The sequence below is a fragment of the Mesorhizobium sp. FG116 genome (assembly GCF_057809835.1).
This window is the reverse complement of sequence record NZ_JBMDKS010000033.1, coordinates 18,799-44,636: the sequence shown is the minus strand read 5'-3', so window position 1 is coordinate 44,636 and position 25,838 is coordinate 18,799. Positions and strand designations below refer to the sequence as shown.

Here is a 25,838-nt window from a genome sequence, read left to right as displayed (position 1 = left end):
CCGTTTGGACGAAAATCACCCCTTGAACAGGGTCCTAATTCCACGAAAAAACACAAACAGTGGCACCAGCCTGACGCGATGTCGGGGTGAGGTCTCACCGCCGCCGAAATCCAGGATCGTCATCACATTGCGGCGCGTGGTGCCGGTCAAGATCGTCCCTCAGGTCGACATTGACCGGCAATTCGAGCCATCAGACTGCAACGCCGAGTCCTAGGATTTCGTTCAGTAGGTGCTGACTAGGCCGATCGCCGCGTGATCAGTGCCCGATCTACGCCATCCCGAGAGCGGCCTTGTACAAGTCCAGGATAGCCTCTTCCTCTTGCCGCTCCGCCGCATCCTTTTTGCGGAGACGGATGATGGTTCTTACTGCCTTGGTATCGAAGCCCGTTCCCTTCATCTCCGCAAAGATCTCTTTTATGTCCTCTTGGATCTGGGACTTCTCCTCTTCGAGGCGCTCGACCCTTTCGATGAATGCACGAAGCTGCCCTGCCGCGACAGTCTGGCTGGTCTCTGTGATCTCGTCTGCCATGTAAACTCCACTCGATGCTTGTGTGCCCTTCTAATCATCCGGTTTATCAGGAGGGCTCCCGATAGCGAATCTTTAGGCTATCCCTAAGAAAACTCTGCTTAATTGCCTTTCGGGAGACCTAGCCAAACGTGTGAAAATCGTCGGCGATGGTCTTCTTTTCTTCCTCGAGCCGCTCGATGCGCTCGATAAAGGCACGCAACTGGCCGGCAGCAACGGTCTGGCTGGTTTCGGTGATGTCGTCGGCCATTTCATTCTCCGCGTTGTTTGGAATTGCCGCGACTCGCGAGAGCAGCAGCCACTTTTCGTGGGGTTCGATGCCCGACAAGGTGCTGGCTGGTCAAGCTGTTTGTGAGGCACTGGCAGGCTTGTTGAGAAGCCTGCCTTACCTGGTCTGGTGGCTGGCGCTAGCCGAACACGACAAGCAGATCCTTGGCATCGATCTGGTCGCCGGTGCGCACGAGTACTTCGGCAATGACGCCGTCGCGTTCCGCATGCAGCGCGGTTTCCATCTTCATGGCTTCGATGGACAACAGTACATCGCCTGCCTTGACCGCCTGCCCGGCCGCCACGGCGACCGTCGAGATAACCCCAGGCATCGGCGCGCCGACATGGATGTCGCTGCCCGGTTCGGCCTTGCGCCGGGCCTTGACGGCGGAAGCACCGTGCGCCCTGTCCGGCACCTTGACCCTGCGGGGTTGCCCGTTCAGTTCGAAGAACACCGTCACCATGCCCTTGTCATCGACATCGCCGATGGCCAGGCAGCGGATGACCAGCGTCTTGCCCTTCTCGATATCAACGAAGATCTCGTCCGTTGACTGCATGCCGTAGAAGTAGGTCGGCGTCGGCAGCACGCTGACGGGGCCGTAGGTCTCCTGTGCTGCCGCAAAGTCGGTGAACACTTTCGGGTACATCAGCCATGAGGCGAATTCGAATTCGGAAAGCTTGCGGCCGAGCTTCGCCTCGACCTCCTTGCGGCTGGCGGCAAGGTCGGCCGCCTTGAGCAACGAGCCTGGCCTGGCCGTCACAGCCTTGCCACCCTTCAGCGCCTTCTTTTGCAACTTCGCAGGCCAACCGCCCGGGGACTGGCCAAGATCGCCGCGCAGCATGGCGACGACCGAATCCGGGAAGGCGATGTCCTTGGCCGGGTTCTCGACGTCCGCCACGGTGAGGTCTTGGCTCACCATCATCAGCGCCATGTCGCCCACGACCTTCGATGAGGGCGTCACCTTGACGATGTCACCAAACATCAGGTTCACGTCGTGATAGGCCTGCGCCACTTCGTGCCAGCGCGTTTCCAGCCCGAGCGAGCGAGCCTGCTCCTTCAGGTTAGTGAACTGGCCGCCCGGCATCTCATGCAGATAGACTTCTGAGGCCGGCCCCTTGAGATCGCTTTCGAAGGCGGCGTACTGGTTGCGTACTGCTTCCCAGTAGAACGAGATTTTCCTGATCCAATGCGGATCGAGACCGGGATCGCGATCTGTGCCGCGCAGAGCCTCAACGATGGAGCCGAGGCATGGCTGCGAGGTGTTGCCGGAGAAGGCGTCCATTGCGGCGTCGATGGCATCGGCACCGGATTCCACCGCGGCCAACACCGTAGCGGCCGAGAGGCCCGAGGTGTCATGCGTATGAAAATGGAGAGGAAGGTCGGTTGCTTCGCGCAGAGCCTTGAACAGGACCTTGGCGGCCGCCGGCTTGAGCAGGCCGGCCATGTCCTTGACCGCGATGATATGCGCGCCTGCCGCTTCCAGTTCCTTGGCAAGCGAAACATAGTATTTGAGATCGTATTTGGCGCGGGCAGGGTCGAGGATGTCGCCGGTGTAGCACATCGCCGCTTCGCACAATTTGCCTTCGGCGACGACTGCATCCATCGCGACGCGCATGTTGTCGACCCAGTTCAGACAGTCGAAGACGCGGAACAGGTCGATGCCGCCCCTGGCGGCCTGCTTGACGAAATGTTGGACGACATTGTCGGGATAATTGGTGTAGCCGACGCCGTTTGCTCCGCGCAGAAGCATCTGCAGCAGAATGTTCGGCGCCCGCTCACGGATCAGCGACAGCCGCTCCCATGGGTCTTCGGTCAGGAAGCGCATCGCCACGTCGAAAGTCGCTCCGCCCCAGCATTCGAGCGACAGAAGTTGCGGCAGCGCGCGCGCATATGTACCGGCGATACGGGTTATGTCATGCGTGCGCACACGGGTGGCGAGCAAGGACTGGTGGCCGTCGCGCATCGTCGTATCGGTCACCAGAACCTGCTTCTGCTCGCGCATCCATTGCGCGAACTTCTGCGGTCCGAGCGTGTCGAGCTTCTGAAGCGTGCCGTCAGGAACTGGACCCGTGAACCACGGAATAACGGGCGCCGCCGCGTCCGGGTTAGGCTTGGGGCGGCCGCGCGCTTCCGGGTGTCCGTTGACCGAAACGTCGCCGAGATAGTTCAGCAACTTGGTGGCGCGGTCCTGCCGCTTCACATGCGTAAACAGTTCAGGCGTCGTATCGATGAACTTCGTCGTATAGGAATTGTCGCCGAAGCGCGGATGATTGATGATCGCCTCGAGGAAGGTGAGGTTTGTCGCCACGCCGCGGATCCGGAACTCGCGCAAGGCCCGGTTCATGCGTGCGATGGCCTCACCCGATGTCGGTGCCCATGCTGTAACCTTCTCAAGCAGCGGGTCATAAAAGCGCGTAATGACCGCGCCTGAATAGGCGGTGCCGCCATCAAGGCGTATGCCGAAGCCGGTCGCCCCGCGATAAGCGGTAATGCGCCCATAATCCGGTATGAAGTTCTGTTCCGGGTCTTCCGTGGTGATGCGGCATTGCAAGGCATGGCCGTTGAGACGGATGTTTTCCTGCGCCGGCACGCCCGATTGCGTTTGGCCGATTGCAAACCCGTCAAGAATGTGGATCTGCGCCTTGACGATATCGATGCCGGTCACCTCCTCGGTGACTGTGTGCTCGACCTGGATGCGCGGGTTAACCTCGATGAAGTAGAACTTGCCGGTATTGACATCCATCAGGAACTCGACGGTGCCGGCTCCGATGTAGCTGGTCTCATCGGCGATCTTCAGCGCATAGCCGCACAGTTCCTGGCGCTGTGCCGCATCGAGGTAGGGGGCAGGGGCGCGCTCGACGACTTTCTGGTTGCGGCGCTGGATGGAACAATCGCGCTCAAACAAATGCACGGCGTTGCCATGGGTGTCGCCCAGTATCTGCACTTCGACATGGCGCGCGCGTTCGACCAGCTTTTCGAGATAAACCTCGTCCTTGCCGAAGGCCGCCTTGGCTTCGCGCTTGCCTTCCATCACCTCGCGGGAGAGATCGCTCTCCGAGCGAATGGCGCGCATGCCGCGTCCGCCACCGCCCCAGGAGGCCTTGAGCATGAGCGGGTAGCCGATATCGGCCGCGAGCTTCTTTACGGCATCCATATCGTCGGGAAGGGGATCGGTTGCGGGAACGACTGGTACCCCAACTTCGATGGCAAGATTGCGCGCGGCGACCTTGTTGCCGAGACGGCGCATCGTATCCGCCTTCGGGCCGATGAAGGTGATGCCAGCCTCGGCGCAGGCGTCAGCGAATTCAGGGCTTTCCGAAAGAAGGCCGTAGCCCGGATGGATTGCGTCGGCTCCGGAAAGCTTGGCGACGCGAAGGACTTCCTCAATCGAGAGGTAGCTCTCGATCGGACCCATATCCTTGGCAAGATGTGGGCCACGCCCCACCTGGTAGCTCTCGTCGGCCTTGAACCTGTGCAGCGAATACTTGTCTTCTTCCGCCCAGATCGCCACGGTTTTCAGGCCGAGTTCGTTGGCCGCACGGAAAATGCGGATGGCGATTTCAGAGCGGTTGGCGACAAGGATCTTCGCGATGGGCAATGGGGCACTCCGCAAGCAAGGGGTCAAAAGGCGCGCATGAATAGCGCGAAATTGCTGCGGCGCAAACGGGAATGACGCATCGTAAGGGATATATCATTCCAAAACGAAAATGCCCGGCGCGGAGCGCCGGGCATTTCCTGCAGGTTTGCTTCTTCCAGGCTTATTTCAGCTGGAAGTAGTTGTACTTGCCGTCGTCGCCCTTCTTCCACTGGTAGACGACATAGTCAGCGTCGGTGCGGTCACCCTTTTCGTTGAAGGACAGGTCGCCGAGAACGGTCTTGAACGGACCCTTCTCCTTGATCGCCTTGGCAACTTCCTGGGCGTCGTTGGTGCCGGCTGCTGCTGCTGCCTGTGCAATCACCTGCGTGGCTGCATAGGAATACAGCGTGTAGGCTTCAGGCTCGAAGCCGGCAGCGCGGAACTTCTCAACAACGTCCTTAGCGGCCGGGTTCTGGCGCGGGTCGGGACCGAAGGTGTTGTAGGTGCCGGCAACGGCGTCGCCAGCGATGGAAGCGAGCTCGTTCGACACGATGCCGTCGCCCGAGAACAGCGGAGCCTTCAGGCCCTGGTCAGCCGACTGGCGGATGATCAGGCCGGCTTCGGTGTGCAGGCCACCCCAATAGATCAGGGTCACGCCGGCTTCCTTCATCTTGGCGATGAGGGCCGAGAAGTCCTTGTCGCCGATGTTCACGCCTTCGTACATGACTTCCGTCACGCCGGCAGCGTTCAGCGCCTTCTTGGTCTCGTCGGCAAGGCCCTGGCCGTAAGGCGTCTTGTCGTGGATCACGGCAACCTTGGCGTCCTTGAAGTTGGCGGCGATATAAGCGCCGGCAACCTGGCCCTGCTGGTCGTCACGGCCGCAGACGCGGACGGTGTTCCACAAGCCACGCTCGGTGAAGGTCGGGTTGGTAGCAGCCGGCGTCACTTCGAGGATGCCATTCTCGGCATAGACTTCCGAAGCAGGAATCGACACGCCCGAGTTGAAGTGGCCGACCACGAACTTGATGCCGTCGGCAACGAACTTGTTGGCAACCGAAATGCCCTGCTTGGGGTCGGAAACGTCGTCGCCGACGCTGACCTTGATCTGCTCGCCGTTCATGCCGCCCGCAGCGTTGATGTCTGCAGCAGCCATCTCCGCACCCTTCTGCAGCTGAGCGCCGAACGCGGCGTTCGGGCCGGTGATCGGGCCAGCAACGCCGAGCAGAACGTCAGCCCACGCCGAGCCGCTGAACGCGACCAGCGCGGTCAGGGCTACCGCGGACAAGAGTGATTTCTTCATTTAAACGCTCCCATTTACGGGGTGGGCGTGGATGATACTTTCATGCGATGCCCACCCTAATCGCAGAAAGCCAACTTTGCCGATTTTCAGGCGGTTGTCACGTCGATTCATCTTCGAAACGACGTTAATGGTGAACCTTAACTCTTTGATTTCCAGCTAAGGGGCGACACTTTCTCGTAAAGCCAATTGTATTGCGTAACCATCTGGTTAGTGCGCTTGTACTGGTATCCGAGAAAGGCCAGGATCATCAGAACGACGGTGTCGACGACATAGTACTGCGGCGAAAACATCGTGCCGTTGAAAAGGGCATGATGGATGAAGCGGATCCCGATACCGAGGCCGAGAACGTAGAAGAAAAGGGCCACCTGCGATCGCCATGTCTGAGCGCAGGCTTTGCCTGTCATCCACGCAGCCCATCCGCCGAGAAGGCAGGTGACGAAGAAAAACTGCCAGATCGAGGGCTCTTCGTAGAGAATGCCTTGCATGATGATACCTCCAGATTCAGTGCCTGCCGCCTTCGAGATAGGCAGCGCGCACTTCCGGGTTTGCCAACAGGTCCTTGCCGGTGCCGCTCATGGTGACGTTGCCGTTGACCATGACGTAGCCGCGCGTGGCGAGCTTCAAGGCGCCGAAGGCGTTCTGCTCGACCAGGAATACCGTCAGTCCCTGTGTGCGATTGAGTTCTCGAATTGCATCGAAGATTTGCTTGACGATCAGCGGTGCGAGACCGAGCGACGGTTCGTCAAGCAGAAGCAGCTTTGGCCTTGCCATCAGGGCGCGGCCGATCGAGAGCATCTGCTGTTCTCCGCCTGACAGGGTGCCGCCGCGTTGCCCAATACGCTCCTTGAGGCGCGGGAACAGCGTGAACACCTTCTCGACGTCCTCGTTGTAGTATTTGAGGTTGTCGAGGCTGGCGCCCATTTGCAGGTTTTCCATCACCGTCATGCGCGGGAAAATCCGGCGGCCTTCCGGCGACTGCGCAATGCGCAAGCGTGCGATTTCGTGGGTCGGCATTTGCGTTATGTCGGTGCCGGCAAAGGTAATCGTGCCGGCACGCGCTCTCGGAGCGCCGAAGATGGTCATCATCAGTGTCGACTTGCCGGCGCCGTTGGCCCCGATCAGCGCCACGATCTCGCCTTCGTGGACCGAAACATCGACACCGTTAAGCGCCTTGATGTTGCCGTAGAAGGTCTGGACACCCTTAATGTCGAGCAGCGGTGCGTTGGCCATTATTTGCGCCCCCCGCGCTTAGCTGCCGCAGCGGATGCGGCCTTCTTGTCCAGAGCTTTCGCCTGACCAATCCAGTCTTCCCGGGCGATACGGCCGTCAAAAGCGAGGTAAGCCTCCACTGCTTCGATATCGGCTTTCTTCCATGCGGCGATCTGGTCGAAGTGGAAAATGCCGTGCTCGTTGAGCTTGCGCAGGTTCACCGGGCCTATACCGTTGATCGCCAGGAGATCGTCAGGCCTGCCACCGCGCGGTGCGGCCAGACGGTTCGAGATCGCTCTTGCTGCCGTTTGTGCAGCGGGTTTTGCCGCCGCCTTCGCAGCGGGCGCCTTTGCCGCCGCCGGCTTGGCTGCTGTCGGCTTGGCTGCGGCCTTTTCAGTCTTCTGGACAGCGGGCTTGCTGGCCGCTGGCTTTGAAGGCTCGGCTTTGACTACCTGTTTGGCGGCGGCCGGTTTTGTCGCCGGCTTGGCTGCTGCCGATGCCGTCGGTGTGGGCTTTGCCGAAACTGCGGCAGCCTTTGCCGTTCCCGCCTTGGTAACAGCCGGCTTTGATTTGGCGACCGGTGCTGCGGCCTTCTTAGCCGGCGTCTTCGATGCCGGCTTTGCCTGGACGGCAGGCTTTGCATGCGCCGCTTTCGAAGCGCCTTTCTCGACCGTCACGCGCTCGCCATCGCCGTGAACGACCGTGTCGCTCAGCGGTCCGGCAAGCATGGAAGCAGATGCACCGGGGCCATGACTGGCATCGGGGCCGGTGTCCAGTTGCTCGATGACATCCTCGTCGCCGACAGCCGTGAGCACGTCTTCGACTTCCTCGTCGTCGACGCCGAGATAGGCCGCGATGACCCGGGGATCGGTTCGCACCGATGTCGGATCGCCGTCCGAAATCTTGCGGCCATATTCAAGCACCACGATATGATCCGAGATTTCCATGACCACGGACATGTCGTGCTCGATGAGCAGGATGGATGTTCCGGTGTTGGCCTTGATGTCGTTGAGCAGGCTGTTGAGTGCCAACGATTCTTTCGGATTGAGGCCGGCGGCCGGTTCGTCCAGGCAAAGCAGTTCCGGATCGGTGCACATGGCGCGCGCGATCTCGAGCCGCCGTTGCGCACCATAGGGCAGGTCACCTGCCGGATCGTCGGCGCGATCCACCAGATTGGCCTTTTCCAACCAGAATTTGGCCTTCTCGATCGACTCCGCCGAGGCCTGGCGATAGCCGCCAATGCCAAGCAGACCCAGGATCGTATAGCCGGAAGCCTTCATCAGTTTGTTGTGCTGGGCGACCAGGAGGTTTTCCAGAACGGTCATGCCGGAGAAGAGTCGGATGTTCTGGAAAGTTCTGGCAACCTTGGCCTTGGCCGTGATCTGGAAGTCAGGCATGCGCTCGAGCAGGAACTCGCCCCCGGCTCTGCCGGTAAAGCGGATCATGCCTTCAGTCGGTTTGTAGAAGCCTGTGATGCAGTTGAACACGGTTGTCTTGCCGGCCCCGTTGGGGCCGATCAGGGCCGTAATCTCGCCGCGCCGGGCCTCGAAGGACAGGTCGCCAATGGCTACCAGTCCACCGAACTTCATCGAGAGATGCTCGACCTGAAGGATCGGGCTGGTTGAAGCTGCACTCGTGCTCATCAGCCGTGCCCTTCCTTTGTAAATTCACCTGACACGGCTTTTCGTTCCTTGAGGAAGGCTGTCGGTTCTCGACTGCCAACAAACCCGCGAGGCTTCCACACCATGACGATCACCATGGCGACGCCGAACAGGAGCATGCGGTAAAGCTCAGGCGTGAAGTCGGGTCCAAAGATCATCTTGAGGAACTGCATCTCGCGCAGGATTTCGGTGCCGCCGATCATCACGGCCGACGCAACGGCGATGCCGCCCAGTGATCCCATGCCGCCCAGAACGACGATGGCAAGGATGATTGCCGATTCCAGGAAGATGAAGGATTCGGGGCTGACGAAACCCTGCCGCGCGGCAAAGAACGAGCCGGCAAATCCGCCGAACATGGCACCGGTGGCGAAGGCGGTAAGCTTGGTGGTGGTGGTGTTGATGCCAAGCGAACGGCACGCGATCTCGTCTTCGCGCAGCGCTTCCCATGCGCGTCCAACCGGCATCGAGCGAAGGCGTATCGTGACGAAGGCCGTCAGGATGCACAGCGCGAGGATCAGATAGTAGAGGAAGATCTTATAGTAGGCGCCGGACTGGGGGATTTCCAGAACTTTGGCGATGTAGTTCGGATCGGAGACGTTGAAGGACATCAATCCGAAGAAGCTCACCTTCGGGACGCCCGAGACGCCGGCCGCGCCGTTGGTGACTTCGCGCCAGTTGATCAGCACGAGGCGGATGATTTCGCCGAAGGCCAGCGTCACGATGGCAAGGTAGTCGCCGCGCAGTCGCAGCACCGGAAAGCCGAGGATGATGCCCCACATTGCTGCCATTGCACCGGCAGCGGGCAGCAGGATCCAGAACGACCAGCCGAAATGCGTGCCGAGCAAGGCATAGGAGTAGGCGCCGACCGCATAAAAGGCGACGTAACCCAAATCGAGCAGGCCAGCGAGGCCGACGACTATGTTCAATCCCCACGCCAGCATGACGTAAATGAGGATCTGGATGCCGAAGTTGTCGACCCATTTCAGCGAGCCCTGGAAGCCGAACATCAGCACCATTGCAATGGGGTAGAGAACGAGAACTGCGAAGCCCAGCGAGTAGGAGTGGGCGCCGATGAAGTTGCGGAAGTAGAAGATGACCCAAGCCAGAACATAGATGATGGCGGCGCCGCGCAGCATGCCGAGGTAAACCGCCCAGTACGGGCCAACTGCCGCCTCGAGCGTGCTTCCGGCCAGGAAAAGAACCGCGCCGACTACCAAGGCGATCACCAGATTGCGCTTGCTGAAGAAGCGGAGCGCGACGCTGGTCGGGCGAAGGCCGGTCTTGGTGTCCGTCATCTTTTGCGCCGCGAGGAACGGCGTCAGGTAGACCACCTGCAGAAAACGGCCCAGCGCAGTCAGCAAAACCACAATCGCGAGCAGGCCCCATCTCGGGACGATGATGAGCTCGTTGTGGATGTTCTGGTCGGTCTTGAGACCGATCAGAAGCACGAACATGAAGAAGGCGATGAGGCCAGCGTAAAACGCTTCGCGCAGGCCTGTGGAGACGTTGCTTGCACTGCCGGCAAGTTTGCTCGATTCAGCTACGGCCATGGTTCTAGACCTTTTCGACTTCTGGCCGGCCGAGAATGCCGGAGGGCAGGAAGATCAGCACGATGGCCAGGATCGAGAAGGCTGCCACGTCCTTGTAGTCAATCGAGAAATAGGCGGACCAGATGCTCTCGATGAAGCCGATGGCAAGGCCACCGATGACCGCTCCGGGGATCGAGCCGATACCGCCAAGCACTGCAGCAGTGAAGGCTTTGACGCCGGGAACGAAACCGTCCGAGAACACGACCACGCCGTAGTACATCAGGAAGAGCGTGCCTGCGACCGCGGCAAGCGCTGCGCCGATGATGAAGGTGATCGAAATGGTGCGGTCGACATTGATGCCGAGCAGCGCCGCCATTTTCTGGTCCTGTTCGCAGGCGCGCTGCGCACGGCCCAAAGCCGTCTTGTTGACCACGTACCAGAAGATGACCAGCAGGATGGCTGTCACAACCACAATGACGATCTGCTTCAGGGAAATGCTGATGCCATAGATGTTGTAGACTTGGCTGATCATCGGCGGGATCGGCTTGTTGCGCGGGCCCTGGGTGACCTGAACAAAGTTCGAGAGCGCTATCGACATGCCGATGGCGGTGATCAGCGGTGCCAGACGGAATGAACCGCGCAGGGGACGGTAGGCGGTCTTTTCGATGACCCAGTTGTACAGGCTCACCAGGAGCATCGACACGACCATCATGATCAAGAGAGCGATCACGACCGGTACCGAGTAGAATATCGCGCCGAGTATCAGGAACACGATCAGCGCCGCGAAGGCGCCTACCATGAAGATATCGCCGTGGGCGAAGTTGATCATGCCGATGATGCCGTAGACCATCGTATAGCCGATCGCGATCAGGCCATAGATAGACCCCAGCGTCAGCCCGTTGATAAGCTGCTGGATGAAGTACTGCATATTTAAACGGCTCCCCTGGAATGTCGCCGTCGCTGGCGCATTCCTTTTCGTATTTCCCCTAGTCCTAAAGTTTCAAGCCCGGATTGCAACTCCATTTTTCACGTCACACGCTGCGACTTTGAAGGTGCTTCCGGGCATCCATCGCGAGGTGCAACTGGTTGCTGGACTGGCGCGGAACCTATCATTGGCACAACGCAATGTCATTGACGATTCCAGGCGCCTACCCACCTTAATTCGAAGAAAACTGCGATTACCTACCTGGCTTTGATGGATTGTTGCATGGCTACAGATAGTCAGGATTAGTCGTTTTTGTCCTCTGTGTGGCGGCTTCATTGTGTCTTAAAGACTATTTGACGACAAATCCGTGTGCAAACGGGTCGCGATCATCAATGAAAATTGTGTTCAATCCGGTCATGCGGGCCCACCCGCCGATAGAGGGTATGATGGCCGGCTTGCCGGCCACTGAAACTTCTTTTTCTACCCTGCCTTTGAACAGGGAACTGATGATCGATTCATGGATGAAGTTGTCGCCCTCCTTCAATTTGCCCTTGGCATGCAACTGCGCCATGCGGGCCGAAGTGCCGGTGCCGCATGGCGAGCGGTCGATCGCCTTTTCACCGTAGAAAACGGCGTTGCGTGCGTCGGCTTCCGGGTGTGTCGCGGCTCCGGTCCAAAGCATATGGCTGAGTCGGTTGATGCCGGGATTTTCCGGATGGGCGAACTTGTACTTTTCGTTCAGGCGCTGGCGCACCACCGGGCTCCAGGCAACGAGGTCGCCGGCTGAATGGTCCGCCATATCGCGGTAGTTCTTTTGTGGATCGACGATGGCGTAGAAGTTGCCCCCATAAGCGACATCAACGCTGATCTCGCCCAGCACGGGGCACTCGACCGTCAGGCCCTCGGCATAGAGGAATGACGGCACGTTGGTGATGCGCACTTCCTCAACGTGCTCGCCAACCTGCTTGTACTCGGCAATGACCAGCCCGGCCGGTGTGTCGAGGCGCAGTGTTCCCGGCGTCTTCGGCTGCACCAAGCCATGTTCGATGGCAAAGGTGACTGTGCCGATGGTGCCGTGACCGCACATGGGCAGACAGCCGGACGTCTCGATGAAGAGGATTGCGATATCGCAGTCGTCGCGTGTCGGCGGGTAGAGAATAGAGCCCGACATCATGTCATGGCCGCGCGGCTCGAACATCAGGCCGGTGCGGATCCAGTCATATTCAGCGAGGAAATGCGCGCGCCGCTCCATCATGGTGGAACCCTGAAGGCGTGGGCCGCCGCCGGCGACGAGGCGTACCGGATTGCCACAGGTATGGCCGTCTATACAGAAGAAGGAGTGACGCGCCATTTTGTTGTCCTCGTTAAAAGCGGCTTGGAGAAAAAGGCGTCAGGTCAATAGCGGGAGCCTGCCGCAGAATAAGGTCGCGCACCAGCCGCCCCGTCGCTGCGGCCTGGGTGAGGCCGAGATGGCCATGGCCGAAAGCATAGGTAACACAAGGCGCGCTTGGCGCCTTGCCGATGACCGGGAGCGAGTCTGGTAGAGAGGGGCGGTAGCCCATCCACTCTCGGCCGCCCTGCGGGTCCAGCCCGGGCAGGAACTGCCTTGCCTTGGCGAGCAGCGCCTTGGCGCGGGCATAGTTGGGCGCGCGCTTGATGCCGCCCAGCTCGACCGCGCCACCGACGCGCAAAGCATCCGCCAGCGGCGTGATGACAAAGCCGTGGCCCGAGAAGATCAACTGGCGCTTCACGTCGAAGGCGCTCTTCGGCAGCGTCGTGTTGTAACCGCGCTCCGTCTCGAGCGGGATACTGTCGTGAAGGTTTCTGGTGAGTAGATGCGACCATGCTCCTGCGGCAATGATGAGCTCCCTTGCCCTTTTGCGGGTGCCGTTCGCAAGTTCGAGTACGGCTTCGACATCGTTGGCGGCGACGCTTGTAATATTGGCCTGCTCGAACTTCGCGCCCATGCTTTCGGCGTAGGTCCAGATCGCCTTACCGAGCAGTTTCGGGTCATCGACCGTCTTCCATCCAGGGACGAACGTTCCCTTGATGAAACGCGGCGATAGCCCTGGTTGCAGGTCCGCCAAGTCCTTGCCTTCGACGTGCCTGTATTCGATGCCGAAGCGGTCGCGCGCGGCCCAACCTGAGAGCGACGACTGAAACTCAGGTTCGCTTTCGTAAAGCTCAAGCGAGCCGTCTTCGTGCAGCATGGATCGTGTGCCGGACCGCTCCATGAGGGCGAGCCATTCGGCCTCGGCTACCTTCATCATGCCAGCTTGGGTGGAGAGTGCGGTATCGTATTTTTCGGGAGCGCCGGCGCGCCAGAAGCGCCACAGCCATGGCGCCAGCTTTGGCAGATAGGCGGGCGGGATAGCCAAGGGCCCGAGCGGATCGGCGAGCCACTTCGGTAGATTGCGCATCATGCCTTTCTGGGCAAGCGGCAGGACATCTGAAAAGGCGAAGGCGGCGGCGTTGCCTGAGCTTGTCTCTTCGCAAATGCCGGTGCGGTCGAAAACGGTGACGCTGCGGCCGGCTTCCGCCAGAAATGCAGCGATACAAATGCCGATGATGCCGCCACCGATGATGGCGACATCGAGATTTTCTGTTCTTTCAGGCTCGGACATTTGCTTCTTGGCAGCCCGGTATCCGCGTTCAGAAGTTCGGCAGCTTCGGGCGGGCAGCGAGTGCATCCTTGATGATCTTTTCCACCGCCTTGCGGCGGTCGCCCGATAGCGGTTGGCGCGGCATGCGGACCCGGTCATTTGTGCCGATGGCGTGCACTTCCGCAAGCTTGATGTTTTGGACCAGATAGGTCGAGACGTCGAGATCGAGTAGCGGGCGGAACCAGCGGTAGATGGCGAGCGCCTCATCGCGGCGGCCCTGCTTCATCAATTGGTAGATGGCAACGGTCTCACGCGGGAAGGCCACGACGAGTCCGGCGACCCAGCCGACAGCGCCAATCGCCAGTGCTTCGAAGGCGAGGTTGTCGACGCCGGTAAAGAGGTCGAACCGATTGCCGAACCGATTGATGATCTCGGTCGAGCGGCGAATATCGTCGGAGGATTCCTTGATGGCCACGAATAGCTTGTCCTTGGCCAATTCCTCCATGTCGTCCACGGTCACGTCGACACGGTAGGCAATCCTGTTGGAATAGATCATCACCGGCAGGCCACCGGCAGCGGCGACTGCCTTTAGCGCATCCACCGTTTCCTTCGGGTTGGTGTGGTAGATGGGGCTCGGCACGATCATCAGGCCGTCGGCGCCTTCCTTGGCGGCTCGCTTGGCGAGGCTGGCCGCTTCGCGCGTACCTGCCTCATTGATGGTGAGCAGAACCGGCTTCTTGCCGGCAATCTTGCGCGCCGTCTTGAAGACCTCGATCTTTTCGTCGTGCGAGAGCATCGGCCCTTCACCGAGAGAGCCAGCCACAATGATGCCGTCGCAACCAGCGTCCATCTGCAAGCCGAAGCAGCGTTCCATCTCGGCGTGGTCGAGGCGGTCGTCCTCAGTGAATTTGGTCGTAACGGCGGGAATGACTCCGGTCCACATCGCAGCTCTCCATCTGATATATCAGATGTATATCTATATTGGGCAAGGCTGTCAATGTGAATCTGGCTGTGATATATCAGAAACATATCAAGGAGATTTCATTGGCATTGACCGAGGAAAGCACAGGTTCCGAGCCTGCAGCCGCCAGGGCCTATCATGCGTTGGAGCGCATGATCGTGACGCTGGAACTCTCGCCCGGAGGTTTCGTCACCGAGGGTTCGATCATCGATAAACTCGGGCTTGGCCGCACTCCTGTGCGCGAGGCGATCCAACGGTTGGCATGGGAGGGTCTGCTCGAGGTCAGGCCTCGTGCCGGCATCGCAGTCGCTGCACTTCATGCCGGTGACTGGTTACGGGTCATCGACGCGCGCCGTGGCGTTGAAATCGTCCTTGCCCGTTCCGCTGCGCGCTTTGTCACGCGCGAGGCTGCGGACCGTTTCCATGCAGCCGCGCTTTCCATGCAGAAGGCGGTCATTGCTGGCGACGTGCTGGCCTTCCTCGGTGCCGACAAGGCGATGGACGAGGCGTTGGCGCTTGCGGCCGAAAATGTCTTCGCCGCTCGCGTCGCAGCGCCTTTGCAGACGCACAGCCGCCGCTTCTGGTACCGCTACAGGGCCGATACCGGTCTTGCGGATTCCGCGGCCCACCATGTCGCTCTAATCCAATCCATATTGGACGGTGACGAAGAGGCCGCCGCCGCAAATGCGGACCGCCTCATGAGCCTGTTGCGTTCGTTGGCCGAGGCAGCGGCGACGCGCTGATGCGTGCCGCCTTAGAATGATCGCCAAATGAAAAACGGGACGGCAATCGCCGTCCCGTTTTGGTTTCTTGTCAAGCGACCCTGATGTCACTTCATCGTCGGCATGGCGAACTCTGCACCCTCTTTCACACCCGACGGCCAGCGCGAGGTGACCGTCTTGGTCTTGGTGTAGAAGCGCACCGAATCCGGGCCGTACTGGTTGAGGTCGCCGAAGCCGGACTTCTTCCAGCCGCCGAAGGTATAGTAGGAAACCGGCACCGGGATCGGCACGTTGATGCCGACCATGCCGACCTGGACGCGCGCCGCGAATTCACGCGCCGCATCACCATCGCGGGTGAAGATGGCAACGCCGTTGCCGTATTCATGCTCGGACGGCAGGCGAACCGCTTCCTCGAAATCATGAGCGCGAACCACCGACAGCACGGGGCCGAAAATCTCTTCCTTGTAGATCCGCATGTCCGGCGTCACTTCGTCGAACAGGCAGCCGCCCATGTAGAAGCCGTTCTCGTAACCCTGCATCTTGAAGCCGCGACCGTCGACGGCCAGCTTGGCGCCTTCCTTGACGCCGATCTCGACATAGTTGCGCACGCGCTCCAAGGCAGCCTTGGTCACCAGCGGGCCGAAATCGGCTGCCGGATCGGTCGAAGGTCCGATCTTCAGGCTCTCGACGCGCGGGATCAGCTTTTCCATCAGCTTGTCGGCCGTTGCCTTGCCGACCGGCACGGCAACGGAAACCGCCATGCAGCGTTCGCCCGCCGCGCCATAGCCTGCGCCGATCAGGGCATCCACCGTCTGATCCATGTCGGCGTCGGGCATGATGATCATGTGGTTCTTGGCGCCGCCGAAGCACTGCACGCGTTTGCCGTTGGCGCAGCCGCGCGAATAGATGTACTCGGCGATCGACGAGGAGCCGACGAAGCCGACTGCGGAAATGTCCTGATGGTCGAGGATGGCGTCGACCACTTCCTTGTCGCCGTTGACGACGTTGAGGATGCCTGCCGGCAGACCGGCTTCAAGCATCAGCTCGGCCAGTTTCATCGGCACGCCCGGATCACGCTCGGAAGGCTTGAGGATGAAGGCGTTGCCGCAAGCGATGGCCGGCGCAAACTTCCACATCGGGATCATGGCGGGGAAGTTGAACGGCGTAATGCCGGCAACCACGCCAAGGGGCTGGCGGATCGAGTAGAGGTCGATGCCGGGGCCTGCGCCTTCCGTGTATTCGCCCTTCATCAGGTGCGGAATGCCGAGTGCGAACTCGACCACTTCGACGCCGCGCAGGATGTCGCCCTTGGCGTCGGGAATGGTCTTGCCATGCTCGCGGGCGAGCAGTTCGGCCAGCGCGTCATTGTCGCGCGCCACCAGTTCCAGGAACTTCATGAAAATGCGCGCGCGGCGCTGCGGGTTGGTTGCCGCCCATGCCGGCTGTGCCGCCTTGGCGTTGGCGACCGCCTGGTCGAGTTCGGCCTTGGAGCCGAGCGCCACCTTGGCGCGCACGCTGCCGTCCAACGGCTGGAAAACATCGGCTTCACGTCCCGAAGTGCTCTTGACGTGCTTGCCGCCTATTAGGTGCCCGTAGTGATCCATCTTATCGCTCCCAGAAATTCGATGCTGCATTCTCTGCTTTCGCCTTCGCGATGGCAACGTGAGCGGAAACGCAACCGTTGTGCATTTAGTGTAGAGCGAACTTGTATCGCGCATCATTTTCTGCATATGGATACCAGCCATGAATTGGGATGATGTGCGCGTTTTCCTGGCGGTGGCCCGCGCCGGGCAGATCCTTGGCGCTGCAAGGCGGCTGGAGCTCAACCATGCGACCGTTTCGCGCCGGATCGCCACGCTTGAAGAAGCGCTGAGGGCCAAGCTGTTCCGACGCCTTACCACTGGCAGCGAGCTTACCCCTGCAGGCCAGCGCTTTCTGGAAATCGCCGAACGCATGGAGGCTGATGTCATCGCCGCGCGATCTGCCGTGGCAGGCGAGGGCGACGATATTTCAGGTACCGTGCGCATCGGCGCGCCGGATGGCTTTGGCGTCGCCTTCCTTGCCCGGCATCTTGGCGAACTTACCGCCCAGCACCGTGAACTGACGATCCAGCTGGTGCCGGTGCCGCGCTCGTTTTCGCTGTCGCGGCGTGAGGCCGACATCGTGATTACGGTCGAGAGGCCGACAGAAGGGCGGCTGGTTGCCGGCAAGCTCGTCGACTATTCGCTCGGCCTCTTTGCCTCGCGCTCCTATGCCGAAGAACACGGCTTGCCCAAATCCGTTGCCGAACTCTCCGGCCACACCCTTATCGGCTATGTCCCGGACCTGATCGTCAGCCCTTCGCTCGACTACGAGGCCGAATTCAGCGCCGACTGGCGTTCTACCTTTGCCATTTCCTCGGCACTTGGCCAGGCAGAAGCCGTGCGTGCTGGTGCAGGCATCGGAATCCTGCACACTTTCGTTGCCCGTTCGATGCCGGAGCTGGTGCCAGTCGAGATCATCGCACCCATCCGCCGCGCGTATTGGCTGGTCTATCACGAGACGGTGCGGCCGTTGCGCCGGGTGCAGACGGTGGCAAGCTTCATCAGCAAGGCGGTGGAGCGCGAACGGGCGCTGTTCCTGTAGGGTTGCCGTTTCATTCGAAGGAGGTCCCCTTGAGATTGAGCGCTCTTTTCGCCGCCGGTTTGCTGCTTGCGCCGTCCGTCGCCTCAGCAGATGAGGTCAAATGGTTCGTCCCGCCGGGGGAGACCGAAGGGGCTGTCCTGATCTATGGAACGCCTGATAGCGGCTATGCACCGCTTTCGTTCCGCTGCGACGGCAAGGGTGGCGCTCTGGACGCGACCATTGAGCACGAACCGATCAATGCGACCAACGGCGTTAAAGTCGAGGTGTTTTTCTCTGCCGGAGACATCGAAATACAGGTAGCGACGACCGGTACGAGGCTCGATATGGACGACCTCTTCATCATCGAGGGGAAGACGCCGCTCGACAAGCGTTTCCAGGACATGATCACGTCTTCCGGCCCGTTGACCATGACGGTCGAAGACGGTGCCGAGGAATATCCGCTCGACGGCGCCAGCGATCCGGTCCGTGAATTTTTCAAGCTGTGCGGAGTGAAATAGCGGTCCTGGAGGCCCATCGAAAAATCTGAAATTTAATCTTGATTGTTTTTATCCACTTTAATATGACGGTCCGCACCGATCACCTTGGCGCTGGAGCGAACCTTGTCGAACATGATGGAGATCGAACGTCGCCAGGAAGAGGCCCAGGCCCATATCCGTGCGACGATCATGAACGAGTTCTGCCGCGTCATGAACCAGAGCGGCTTGCCGCCGATGGCGGTCATGCGGCTTGCCGCGCAGGCCGTCGGCTCCATCTATCGCGAAGTGGCCGAAACCCATTCAGGTCCGAATGCCTGCCCCTGCAACTGGCGTCCCAACGAACAGACGGACGTCGACGTGCTGTGCACGGCGCTGCTGGCCGCAATCCGCTTCAAGCCGGTTCAGGATCTGCGGGCGATGAGGCCGATAGGTTCGGCCTGACCGCCAACCTTAAGCGCCCTTGCGGGCGACAACCGGGACATAGTGTTCCAGATCGGGCGCGGGGAAGCGCACCGTCTCGCCGATTTCGGCCGAGCGATACAATCCCATCAGCATCTCGACTACGCCCAGACCGTCCTCGAACGTTTCCAAGGGCTTCTCGCCCTTGCGGAAGCATTCGACCATGTGGCGGTTCTCGTCGGTATAACCGTAGATGCCGGGCTCATCCTCCAGCACCGGCATCAGGCCCTGTTCGGCATTCTGCTTCTCGACAAGGTCTTCGCCTTCCGAGCCGGTGACAGCGCGCGACATGAAAACCTTAAGCCCGGTGGCCAGCGAGTTGAACTCCATCGCATATTCCGGGCCGAGCAGTTCAAGCTGGATGCGCAGGCCGGCGCCAACATAGGCCCATGAGGTCGTTGCCTCGATCATCAGTTCGTTGCCGTCCTCGTCTTCCAGCGAAATCGTTCCGCGCGCGAAGTCTTCGGAAGGCCGGTTGCGGTAGTCGACCTCAGCGCCGAAACGCGAACGCAACTGGTCGGCGTAGGCGGGCCGCGTCCATTTCAGGTTGGCGACGGTGCCGTTGACGGACTTGATCTTCAGCGAGTTCCGCGGCGCGCCCGGCGCGGTGAGCAGATGGCGGGCCACCTCGACCGAATGGCACATCATGTCGGAAAGCACGCCGCCGCCCTGCTTGTCGCCCTGCCAGAACCAGGGTTCATGCGGCCCGGAATGCTCTTCCGCCGCGCGGGCAAGATAGGGCCGCCCGGTGGCCGACGCGGCGCGCCGCCAGATGATTTCCTTGCCGCGCAGAACCGGCGTGCAGAACACCTGGTTTTCCAGATAGCCGTGATTGAGTTTTGCGTCCTCGGCCAGATGCAGCATCTCGCGTGCTTCGCCGATGGTTCGCGCCAGCGGCTTTTCGCAGGCAACCGCAATCACCGCGCTTCGGCCAGCCATGACTTCGGCATGGATGACGCGCATGGTGTCGAGGCGGGTGTAGTTGGGCGACAGGATCCAGATGGCGTCGACATCCTTGGCGCGCACCAGCGATTCCAGGCTGTCGTGGCTGCGGCATTCGCCAAGGCCGAGTTCGGCTACCTGTTCGACGAAACGCTGGCGCTTTTCGGCGCTGCGGCTATAGACGCCGGTGACCTCGACATTGCGCACGTTCAGCATCGCCTTCAGGTGGAAATGGGCGATGAAGCCGCTGCCCACGAAGCCCACCCGCAGTTTTGCTTTCGGCAAGTCGGTCATTCGTGGCGTCCTTTCAGTGGTGTTTGGGCGGCGCGGTGGTGCCGCGTATCTTGAGCGTGGTCGGCAGCACCAGCGGCTGGTCAGGCGCAATGCCGCCGGCAAACATGTCGAGCAACAGGCCCATGGCCCGCTTGCCGATCTCCGCGCGCGGCTGGGCCACTGTCGTCAGCGGCGGGAAAAACGCCTCGCTAAGGTAAAGGTCGTCAAAGCCGACCACGGAAACGTCGCCCGGCACGTCGCGGCCCAGCCGGCGCAGCTCGTGGATGGCGCCGAAGGCCATTTCGTCGTTCGCGAGGAATATCGCGGTAGGGGGTTCGGCCAGCGACAGCAAGCGCTGGCAAGCGTCGCGGCCGGATTGCAGCAGGTAGTCGCCGCGCTGCTCATAGCCATCCGGTATCGCAAGCCCGGCATCGCGCATGGCGGTGCGATAGCCATCCCGGCGCTTGATGCTCATCACTTCCGGCACAGGTCCGGAAATGTGAGCGATCCGGCGATGGCCCAGTCCGATCAGGTGTTCCACCGCTTGGCGCGCCGCGGCTACATTGTCGATCTGCACATGTGGGAACCGTGCTTCCTCGATCATTTCAAGCGCCACCACGACCGGCAGGTCGGCAGGCAAGCGATCACGAAAACCTTGTTCCGGCGGAAGCGAGCCGGTCATCAGGATCATGCCGTCGGCATGTCCGTCGCGCAGCATGTCGAAATACTCGGTCTCGTGCGTAGGGTCGTTCTCGGCATTGCCCATCAGAACGGAATAGCCGGCAGCGCGGGCCGCAGCCTCCACGCCTTTCAGGATGTCGAGGTAGAACGGGTTGCCGATGTCGCGCACCACCAGAAGCACGGCCATGGATCGGCGGGTGCGCAGATTGCGGGCGCTGACATTGGGCCTGTAGTTCAACTGGCTCGCGGCTTCGCGTATGCGGCTCAAGGTAGGTTCGGCCACCAATCCGGTATCGGCGAGCGCACGCGAGACCGTCGCCGGCGAAACGCCCAGCCGCTCGGCAATGTCCTTGATCTTGGGCCGGCCGGTCATGCGCGCATCGAACGGCCGCGGCCGTAGAACAGCATCAACACCAGAAGGGTGATGCCGAACACCATCTGGCGGCCCGATTCATCGATGTTGATGGTGACCAGTATGCTTTGCAGGATGACCAGCAGCAGCGCGCCGGCCATCGTTCCGGTATAGCCGCCCTTGCCGCCGGAAAGCGGCGTGCCGCCGAACACCACGGCGATGATCGAGGGCAGCATGTACTGTTCGCCGACATTGGCAAATGACGAGCCCGAATAGCCGAGCAGGCAGATGCCGGCGATTGCCGCAAAGATGCCAGAGAGCACGAAAAGAGCGATGCGAACCACTTTCACCGGCACGCCGGCCATGAAGGCCGCCTGCTCGTTGGAGCCGATGGCGTAGATGCGGTGGCCGAACACCGTGCGGCCAAGCAGGAACGCCATGAACAACCCGATGGCAACCCATAGCCACAGGATGCCGGGTACTCCGAACAGGAACGGCTGCGAGACGAAGCTGGCGAGGCCGGGTGAGGCGCGGCCGGACGGAATGCCTTGCCGGATGACGACGAGCAGGCCTTGCAGCACGCCAAGCATGCCAAGCGTCATCACCAATGGCGGAATGCGCAACAGCGTCACGCCGATGCCGTTGAACAGGCCGAAAAGAGCGCCGGTGGCAACGCAGCCGAGGATGGCCAGCGGGATGCCGGAATTCTCGCCGGCCATCAAATTGCCGGCGATGATGGCGCTTAGCGACACCACGCCGCCGACCGAAAGATCGATGCCTTCGCGGCCGCCGAGGATGACGAGGTTCTGGCCTGCGGCAACAATGCCCAGAAGGGCTGCCACGATCAGCAGGCGCATGATCTGCTGGCCGGATGCGAAACCGGGCGACAGCGTTTCACCCAGCAGCAGAAGGGCTGCGATCAGGATCAGCGCAACCACGAGCGGCTGCTTCACGAAACCGGCCACGCGGGCTGTTACCGGTATGCTGTTCGTGGCGGCGGGTGCGGTGTTGCTCATGCGCGCGCCCTCCGTCCAACCAGAACGCCGGTCATCAAGGCCAGCAGGATGGCAAGGCCCTGTACGAGGTTTTGCCATTCTGATGGTGTGCCGACGAAGAACACCAGCGAATTGATGAAGCCGATGATGAGTGCGCCGATGATCGAGCCGACGACGGTGCCGTAGCCGCCTGCGAGCGCGCTTCCGCCGAGCACGACTGCGGCGACGGAGAACAGGGTCATCTTGCCGCCAACGAGCGGGTCGCCGCTTGCCGTATCGCCGGTGATGCAGAAGGCGGCAAGTGCTGCGAACACGCCGCAGAGCGCATATCCGCCCATGCGGATGGCGGTAACCGGCAATCCGCTTTGGTAGGCTTCCTGCTGTCCGTCGCCGACGGCAAGCAGCCTGAGCGAAAGGCGCGTGCGCACCAGCACGACAAGCAGGATGGCAAACGCCACCACCGCATAGAACACGAACGGGATTTCGAGGATGCGTCCGCCATAGGTGCGCCAGAATGCGGTGGGCGCAGGCGTACCGGCCACCGGTTGTATGTAGAGCGCCAGGCCAGTGAAGAAGATGGAGGTTGCAAAGGTTGCGACGATTGCCTGCAAGCGCAAGGCAGCGACAACCAGTCCGTTAATCAGGCCACAGGCGAGACCCGTCGCTATGCCGATGACCAGCGCCGCCATGACGCTCAACCCGTCGCCGCCCATCGCCGTCATCACGGCGACGATCACGACATTCACCAGCGAAACAATGGCGCCGGCGGAAAGGTCGATGTCACCGGCATAAATGACGTAGGTCTGTGCGACGGCGAGAAACATCAGCGCCAGATAGGTCTTGATCAGACCCGTAACGCCGACCAGCGAAAGGCTGCGCGGCTGGAACCAGCCATTTAGCAGCATCAATACAACGAGGATGATCAGGGCCGGCAGGAAAGGATAACGCTCGAACGCCCGCTTCAGGGCACTGCGGCTTTGCGGACGGGCAGGGGCGGAGGCCATCGTCATCATGCAGCCTCGTACGCAGCTTGATAGAGGTTGTAGCGCGTGCGATCCGCGCCGGTCAGCTCGCGGCGGATGGAGCCGCCGTTGAAGACCAGTATGCGGTCGGAATTGTCGAGCAGTTCGGCGTCTTCCGAGGCGTAGAGCACGATGCCCATGCCTTCTTCGGCAAGTTTTCGGATCAGCGCGAACAGGTCGTTCTTGGCGGAAAGGTCGATGCCCTTGGTGGGGTCGTCGAGCAGGAGGATGGCAGGGCGGTCGATCAGCCAGCGCGCGATCACCACCTTTTGCTGGTTGCCGCCCGACAGAGAACTGATCGGAAAGCCGAGGCCGGCGAATTTTGTGCGCAGCGCCTGCAGCGCTGGCAGCGCCTTGCTGGCCGATGCCGCCGGGCGGGCAAGCGCCATGCGGTCGCGCAAATAGTGGATCGGCATGACGTTTTCGAGAATGGGCCTGCCCGTAATGACACCCTCACGGGACCGGTCTCCCGAAACATAGGCAACGCCTTGCCGGATGGTTTCGCGGGGGGTTACCGGATTGAGCGGCTTGCCGTCCAGATCGACCTTGCCGGATGTCGGGGAAAGCGCGCCGAACAGCGCTTTCAGCACCGCCGACTGGCCTTGGCCATGCAGGCCGCCGAAGCCGAGGATTTCGCCCTTGCGCACGGCAAAGCTGATGTCGTTGAAGCCGCGTCCCGTCAGGTTCTGCACGGAAAGGGCAGTTGCGGCTGCACCGGTGGGAGCGGCGTGCGCTGGCGGCTTTGCGGCGGCTTCGTCATGGCCGCCAACCATCATGGTGATGATTTCACCCGGGTTGGTTTCAGCAATAGGCGTTGTCCCGACGATCTTGCCGTCGCGGATGATTGTCGCCCTGTCACCGATGGCGAAGATTTCGTCCATGCGGTGCGATATGAAGATGATGCTGCGCTGCTGCTGTTTCAGCGTGCGCAGGATTTCGAAGAAGCGTTCAACCTGTGCACGGTCAAGCGCCGACGTCGCTTCGTCGAAAATGACGACCGAGGCTTCGGTTGCAAGCGTCTTCATGATCTCGACCAGTTGGCGCTGGTCGGCGCGCAGGTCCTGGATCACGGCGTCCAACGAAAAGCCGTCGCCGGTAACGCCATCGAACATCGCCACATAGTGTTGGGCGCGCTCTTCAAGCACGTCACGGTCGACAAAGATGCCGGCGTGCGACGGCAGGCTGGCGAGACTGATGTTTTCCGCAACGGTGCGGTGCGCGGCGAGCGAGAGTTCCTGGTAGAAAATCGCGATGCCATGCGACTTGGCCGATTGCGGCCCGGTGATGGTGATCGGCTGGCCGTCGAGCAGGATCTCGCCGGAATCCGGCTTGACGCTGCCGGCGACGATTTTCGACAGCGTGCTCTTGCCGGAACCGTTCGAGCCCATCAGCACGTGCACTTCGCCGGCTTCTATCTCGAGGTCCGCGTGGCTAAGCGCCTTCGTTGCGCCGTAAGCCTTGCTGACGCCGTTGAGTTTCAGCTTGATCATTGGAGCGTCCCGTAGATGGCAGCAGGGCGCGCGGATCAATCAATGACCCGCGCGTCCGTCCCGGGAGGAAGCTTACTTGAAGAGCTTCTCGGCGTCTTCGATCGAGAAGGAAGACGTGTAGGAATAATAGCCCGGCTTGCCTTCAAGCGCCTTGGCTGCGTCGGCAAGGTTGGAACTGTCGATGAAGGGGATCGGCAGGTACATGGCGTTCTTGTACTGGCCAGCCGTTGCAGGCTCCTTCAGTTCCTTGCCCTGCAGCATCAGCACCGCGACGTTAAGTGCCGAAGCCATCACGCCCGGAGGGTTGACCGAGGCGCCGGAGTTCAGCTTGTCTTTGGTCCAGATGTCGATGAAGTCCTTGCGGATTTCGCCGGTGGCCGCGATGGAACCGGTCTTGCCGGCATCCATGATCGACTTCCAGGCGCCGGCCGCCATGCCGTCCTGCACCCAGACGCCATTGATGTCGGGGTAGGTAGCGAGCAGGTTCTGCATAGCCTGCTGGCCCTGCGCCTGATCCCAGTTGGCGTTGACTTCATTGACCAGCTTGATGTCGGGGTGCTTGGCGAACACTTCCTTGTAGCCGGCGACGCGCATTTCGTTGGCTGGGTGACCGGCGACGCCGTTGATGGCCACGACATTGCCCTTGCCGTTCAGCGTCTTGGCGAGCCATTCGGCGCCCGCAGCACCCCATGCCTTCTGGTCGATGCCGACATAAAGCGCATCAGGCGACGACACTTCGGCGTCCGTGGCGATGACCAGGATTCCGGCTTCCTTGGCTTGCGCGAAGACCGGATCGAAAGCCGTCGGGCTGTTCGGATTGATGATGATGGCGTCCACGCCTTCGCTGATGAAGTTGCGGACATGGGCGATCTGGCCGGGCACGTCCACGTTGGCGCTCTGCACCTCGACGGTGACGTTGATGCCCTTTTCCTTCCACTTCTCGGCGGCGGCCTTGGCCTCGTCGATCATCTGCGTGCGCCATTCGGAGCCGACCCAGCCGTTCGAAAGGCCGATCTTGACGTCCTTGGCGTAGGCAGAAAGGGCGGAGAAGGCGATCGCCGTGGCGGCGACGGCAGACAGGATAAGCGCTTTTTTCATGTAACATCCTCCCAGAAGCTCAACTGTGAAATGGAGCTTAAATTGAAATGAAATCGATTTCAATGGCTGTTTTCGGGTGTTTTTGACGATTTTGGGAGTCCTCGCCAGACTTGCCGCGTCAGGCCGGCCGCCAAAACGACGGCA

Annotated in this window: 24 protein-coding genes; 5 read left to right on the top strand and 19 right to left on the bottom strand. The window is 60.9% G+C overall.

From position 1 onward, the window contains the following. A partial coding sequence (locus ACODTY_RS20665) for a hypothetical protein (protein ID WP_488996079.1) occupies window positions 1-214 on the top strand: 214 nt, incomplete at its 5' end. Window positions 215-268: 54 nt separating this feature from the next. Here ACODTY_RS20665 and ACODTY_RS20660 read toward each other — a convergent pair. From ACODTY_RS20660 to ACODTY_RS20605, 12 genes are all read right to left on the bottom strand, one after another. Then, a complete protein-coding gene (locus ACODTY_RS20660; RefSeq protein ID WP_488996078.1) occupies window positions 269-529 on the bottom strand; it encodes a DUF2312 domain-containing protein in 261 nt (86 codons plus the stop codon). 118 nt (window positions 530-647) lie between these two features. Next, a complete protein-coding gene (locus ACODTY_RS20655; RefSeq protein ID WP_488996077.1) occupies window positions 648-776 on the bottom strand; it encodes a GapR family DNA-binding domain-containing protein in 129 nt (42 codons plus the stop codon). A gap of 157 nt (window positions 777-933) precedes the next feature. Then, window positions 934-4,392 (bottom strand): pyruvate carboxylase, encoded by a 3,459-nt coding sequence (gene pyc / locus ACODTY_RS20650; protein ID WP_488996076.1) that lies wholly within the window; start codon window positions 4,390-4,392, stop codon window positions 934-936. Window positions 4,393-4,552: 160 nt separating this feature from the next. Beyond that, window positions 4,553-5,671 carry a branched-chain amino acid ABC transporter substrate-binding protein gene (locus ACODTY_RS20645; RefSeq protein WP_056237126.1) on the bottom strand — a complete coding sequence of 373 codons (1,119 nt, stop codon included), beginning with the start codon at window positions 5,669-5,671 and terminating at the stop codon, window positions 4,553-4,555. Between the two features lie 137 nt (window positions 5,672-5,808). Then, window positions 5,809-6,156: a DUF6867 family protein gene (locus tag ACODTY_RS20640; protein ID WP_488996075.1), complete on the bottom strand. Its 348-nt coding sequence runs from the start codon at window positions 6,154-6,156 to the stop codon at window positions 5,809-5,811. Window positions 6,157-6,172: 16 nt separating this feature from the next. Further along, window positions 6,173-6,901 carry an ABC transporter ATP-binding protein gene (locus ACODTY_RS20635; RefSeq protein ID WP_488996074.1) on the bottom strand — a complete coding sequence of 243 codons (729 nt, stop codon included), beginning with the start codon at window positions 6,899-6,901 and terminating at the stop codon, window positions 6,173-6,175. Further along, entirely contained in the window at window positions 6,901-8,523 is a 1,623-nt protein-coding gene (locus ACODTY_RS20630) for an ATP-binding cassette domain-containing protein (protein ID WP_488996073.1), read from the bottom strand. Before ACODTY_RS20630 ends, ACODTY_RS20635 begins: the two co-directional genes overlap by 1 nt. Then, the gene (gene livM, locus ACODTY_RS20625; protein WP_488996072.1) at window positions 8,523-10,091 is read right to left on the bottom strand and encodes a high-affinity branched-chain amino acid ABC transporter permease LivM; all 1,569 of its coding nucleotides are present in this window, start codon (window positions 10,089-10,091) and stop codon (window positions 8,523-8,525) included. The genes ACODTY_RS20630 and livM overlap by 1 nt, the downstream gene beginning before the upstream one ends. Before the next feature lie 4 nt (window positions 10,092-10,095). Next, window positions 10,096-10,998: a branched-chain amino acid ABC transporter permease gene (locus ACODTY_RS20620; RefSeq protein ID WP_488996071.1), complete on the bottom strand. Its 903-nt coding sequence runs from the start codon at window positions 10,996-10,998 to the stop codon at window positions 10,096-10,098. A gap of 346 nt (window positions 10,999-11,344) precedes the next feature. Then, window positions 11,345-12,346 carry a 4-hydroxyproline epimerase gene (locus tag ACODTY_RS20615; RefSeq protein WP_488996070.1) on the bottom strand — a complete coding sequence of 334 codons (1,002 nt, stop codon included), beginning with the start codon at window positions 12,344-12,346 and terminating at the stop codon, window positions 11,345-11,347. A 13-nt stretch (window positions 12,347-12,359) separates the two neighbouring features. Next, window positions 12,360-13,619, bottom strand: coding sequence for an NAD(P)/FAD-dependent oxidoreductase (locus ACODTY_RS20610; protein WP_488996069.1), 1,260 nt, complete (start codon window positions 13,617-13,619; stop codon window positions 12,360-12,362). Between the two features lie 28 nt (window positions 13,620-13,647). Continuing rightward, complete coding sequence (locus ACODTY_RS20605; protein WP_488996068.1) at window positions 13,648-14,541, bottom strand: dihydrodipicolinate synthase family protein; 894 nt, start codon at window positions 14,539-14,541, stop codon at window positions 13,648-13,650. A 101-nt stretch (window positions 14,542-14,642) separates the two neighbouring features. Between ACODTY_RS20605 and ACODTY_RS20600 the strand changes: the two genes are divergently transcribed. Then, on the top strand, window positions 14,643-15,302 hold the full coding sequence (locus ACODTY_RS20600; RefSeq protein WP_488996067.1) for a GntR family transcriptional regulator: 660 nt from the start codon (window positions 14,643-14,645) through the stop codon (window positions 15,300-15,302). 86 nt (window positions 15,303-15,388) lie between these two features. Here the strand turns inward: ACODTY_RS20600 and ACODTY_RS20595 are convergent, their stop codons facing one another. Continuing rightward, a complete protein-coding gene (locus tag ACODTY_RS20595) occupies window positions 15,389-16,885 on the bottom strand; it encodes a CoA-acylating methylmalonate-semialdehyde dehydrogenase (protein ID WP_488996066.1) in 1,497 nt (498 codons plus the stop codon). 139 nt (window positions 16,886-17,024) lie between these two features. On the opposite strand from ACODTY_RS20595, the gene ACODTY_RS20590 reads away from it, so the two are divergent. The 3 genes from ACODTY_RS20590 to ACODTY_RS20580 all read left to right on the top strand — a co-directional run bounded on the left by ACODTY_RS20590 (window position 17,025) and on the right by ACODTY_RS20580 (window position 18,823). Beyond that, complete coding sequence (locus ACODTY_RS20590) at window positions 17,025-17,906, top strand: LysR family transcriptional regulator (RefSeq protein WP_488996065.1); 882 nt, start codon at window positions 17,025-17,027, stop codon at window positions 17,904-17,906. 35 nt (window positions 17,907-17,941) lie between these two features. Next, a complete protein-coding gene (locus tag ACODTY_RS20585; RefSeq protein ID WP_488996064.1) occupies window positions 17,942-18,403 on the top strand; it encodes a hypothetical protein in 462 nt (153 codons plus the stop codon). A 102-nt stretch (window positions 18,404-18,505) separates the two neighbouring features. Then, on the top strand, window positions 18,506-18,823 hold the full coding sequence (locus ACODTY_RS20580) for a hypothetical protein (RefSeq protein ID WP_156464948.1): 318 nt from the start codon (window positions 18,506-18,508) through the stop codon (window positions 18,821-18,823). A 9-nt stretch (window positions 18,824-18,832) separates the two neighbouring features. On the opposite strand, the gene ACODTY_RS20575 is transcribed toward ACODTY_RS20580, so the two are convergent. The 6 genes from ACODTY_RS20575 to ACODTY_RS20550 form a co-directional block, all read right to left on the bottom strand. Further along, entirely contained in the window at window positions 18,833-20,077 is a 1,245-nt protein-coding gene (locus ACODTY_RS20575) for a Gfo/Idh/MocA family protein (RefSeq protein WP_488996063.1), read from the bottom strand. A 13-nt stretch (window positions 20,078-20,090) separates the two neighbouring features. After that, on the bottom strand, window positions 20,091-21,110 hold the full coding sequence (locus ACODTY_RS20570; protein WP_488996062.1) for a LacI family DNA-binding transcriptional regulator: 1,020 nt from the start codon (window positions 21,108-21,110) through the stop codon (window positions 20,091-20,093). Then, window positions 21,107-22,105 carry an ABC transporter permease gene (locus ACODTY_RS20565; protein WP_488996061.1) on the bottom strand — a complete coding sequence of 333 codons (999 nt, stop codon included), beginning with the start codon at window positions 22,103-22,105 and terminating at the stop codon, window positions 21,107-21,109. The genes ACODTY_RS20570 and ACODTY_RS20565 overlap by 4 nt, the downstream gene beginning before the upstream one ends. Further along, window positions 22,102-23,088 (bottom strand): ABC transporter permease, encoded by a 987-nt coding sequence (locus tag ACODTY_RS20560; RefSeq protein WP_488996080.1) that lies wholly within the window; start codon window positions 23,086-23,088, stop codon window positions 22,102-22,104. The genes ACODTY_RS20565 and ACODTY_RS20560 overlap by 4 nt, the downstream gene beginning before the upstream one ends. Window positions 23,089-23,093: 5 nt before the next feature. Next, on the bottom strand, window positions 23,094-24,596 hold the full coding sequence (locus ACODTY_RS20555; protein WP_488996060.1) for a sugar ABC transporter ATP-binding protein: 1,503 nt from the start codon (window positions 24,594-24,596) through the stop codon (window positions 23,094-23,096). Window positions 24,597-24,668: 72 nt separating this feature from the next. Then, window positions 24,669-25,694, bottom strand: coding sequence for an ABC transporter substrate-binding protein (locus ACODTY_RS20550; protein ID WP_488996059.1), 1,026 nt, complete (start codon window positions 25,692-25,694; stop codon window positions 24,669-24,671). Between the last annotated feature and the right edge of the window lie 144 nt (window positions 25,695-25,838).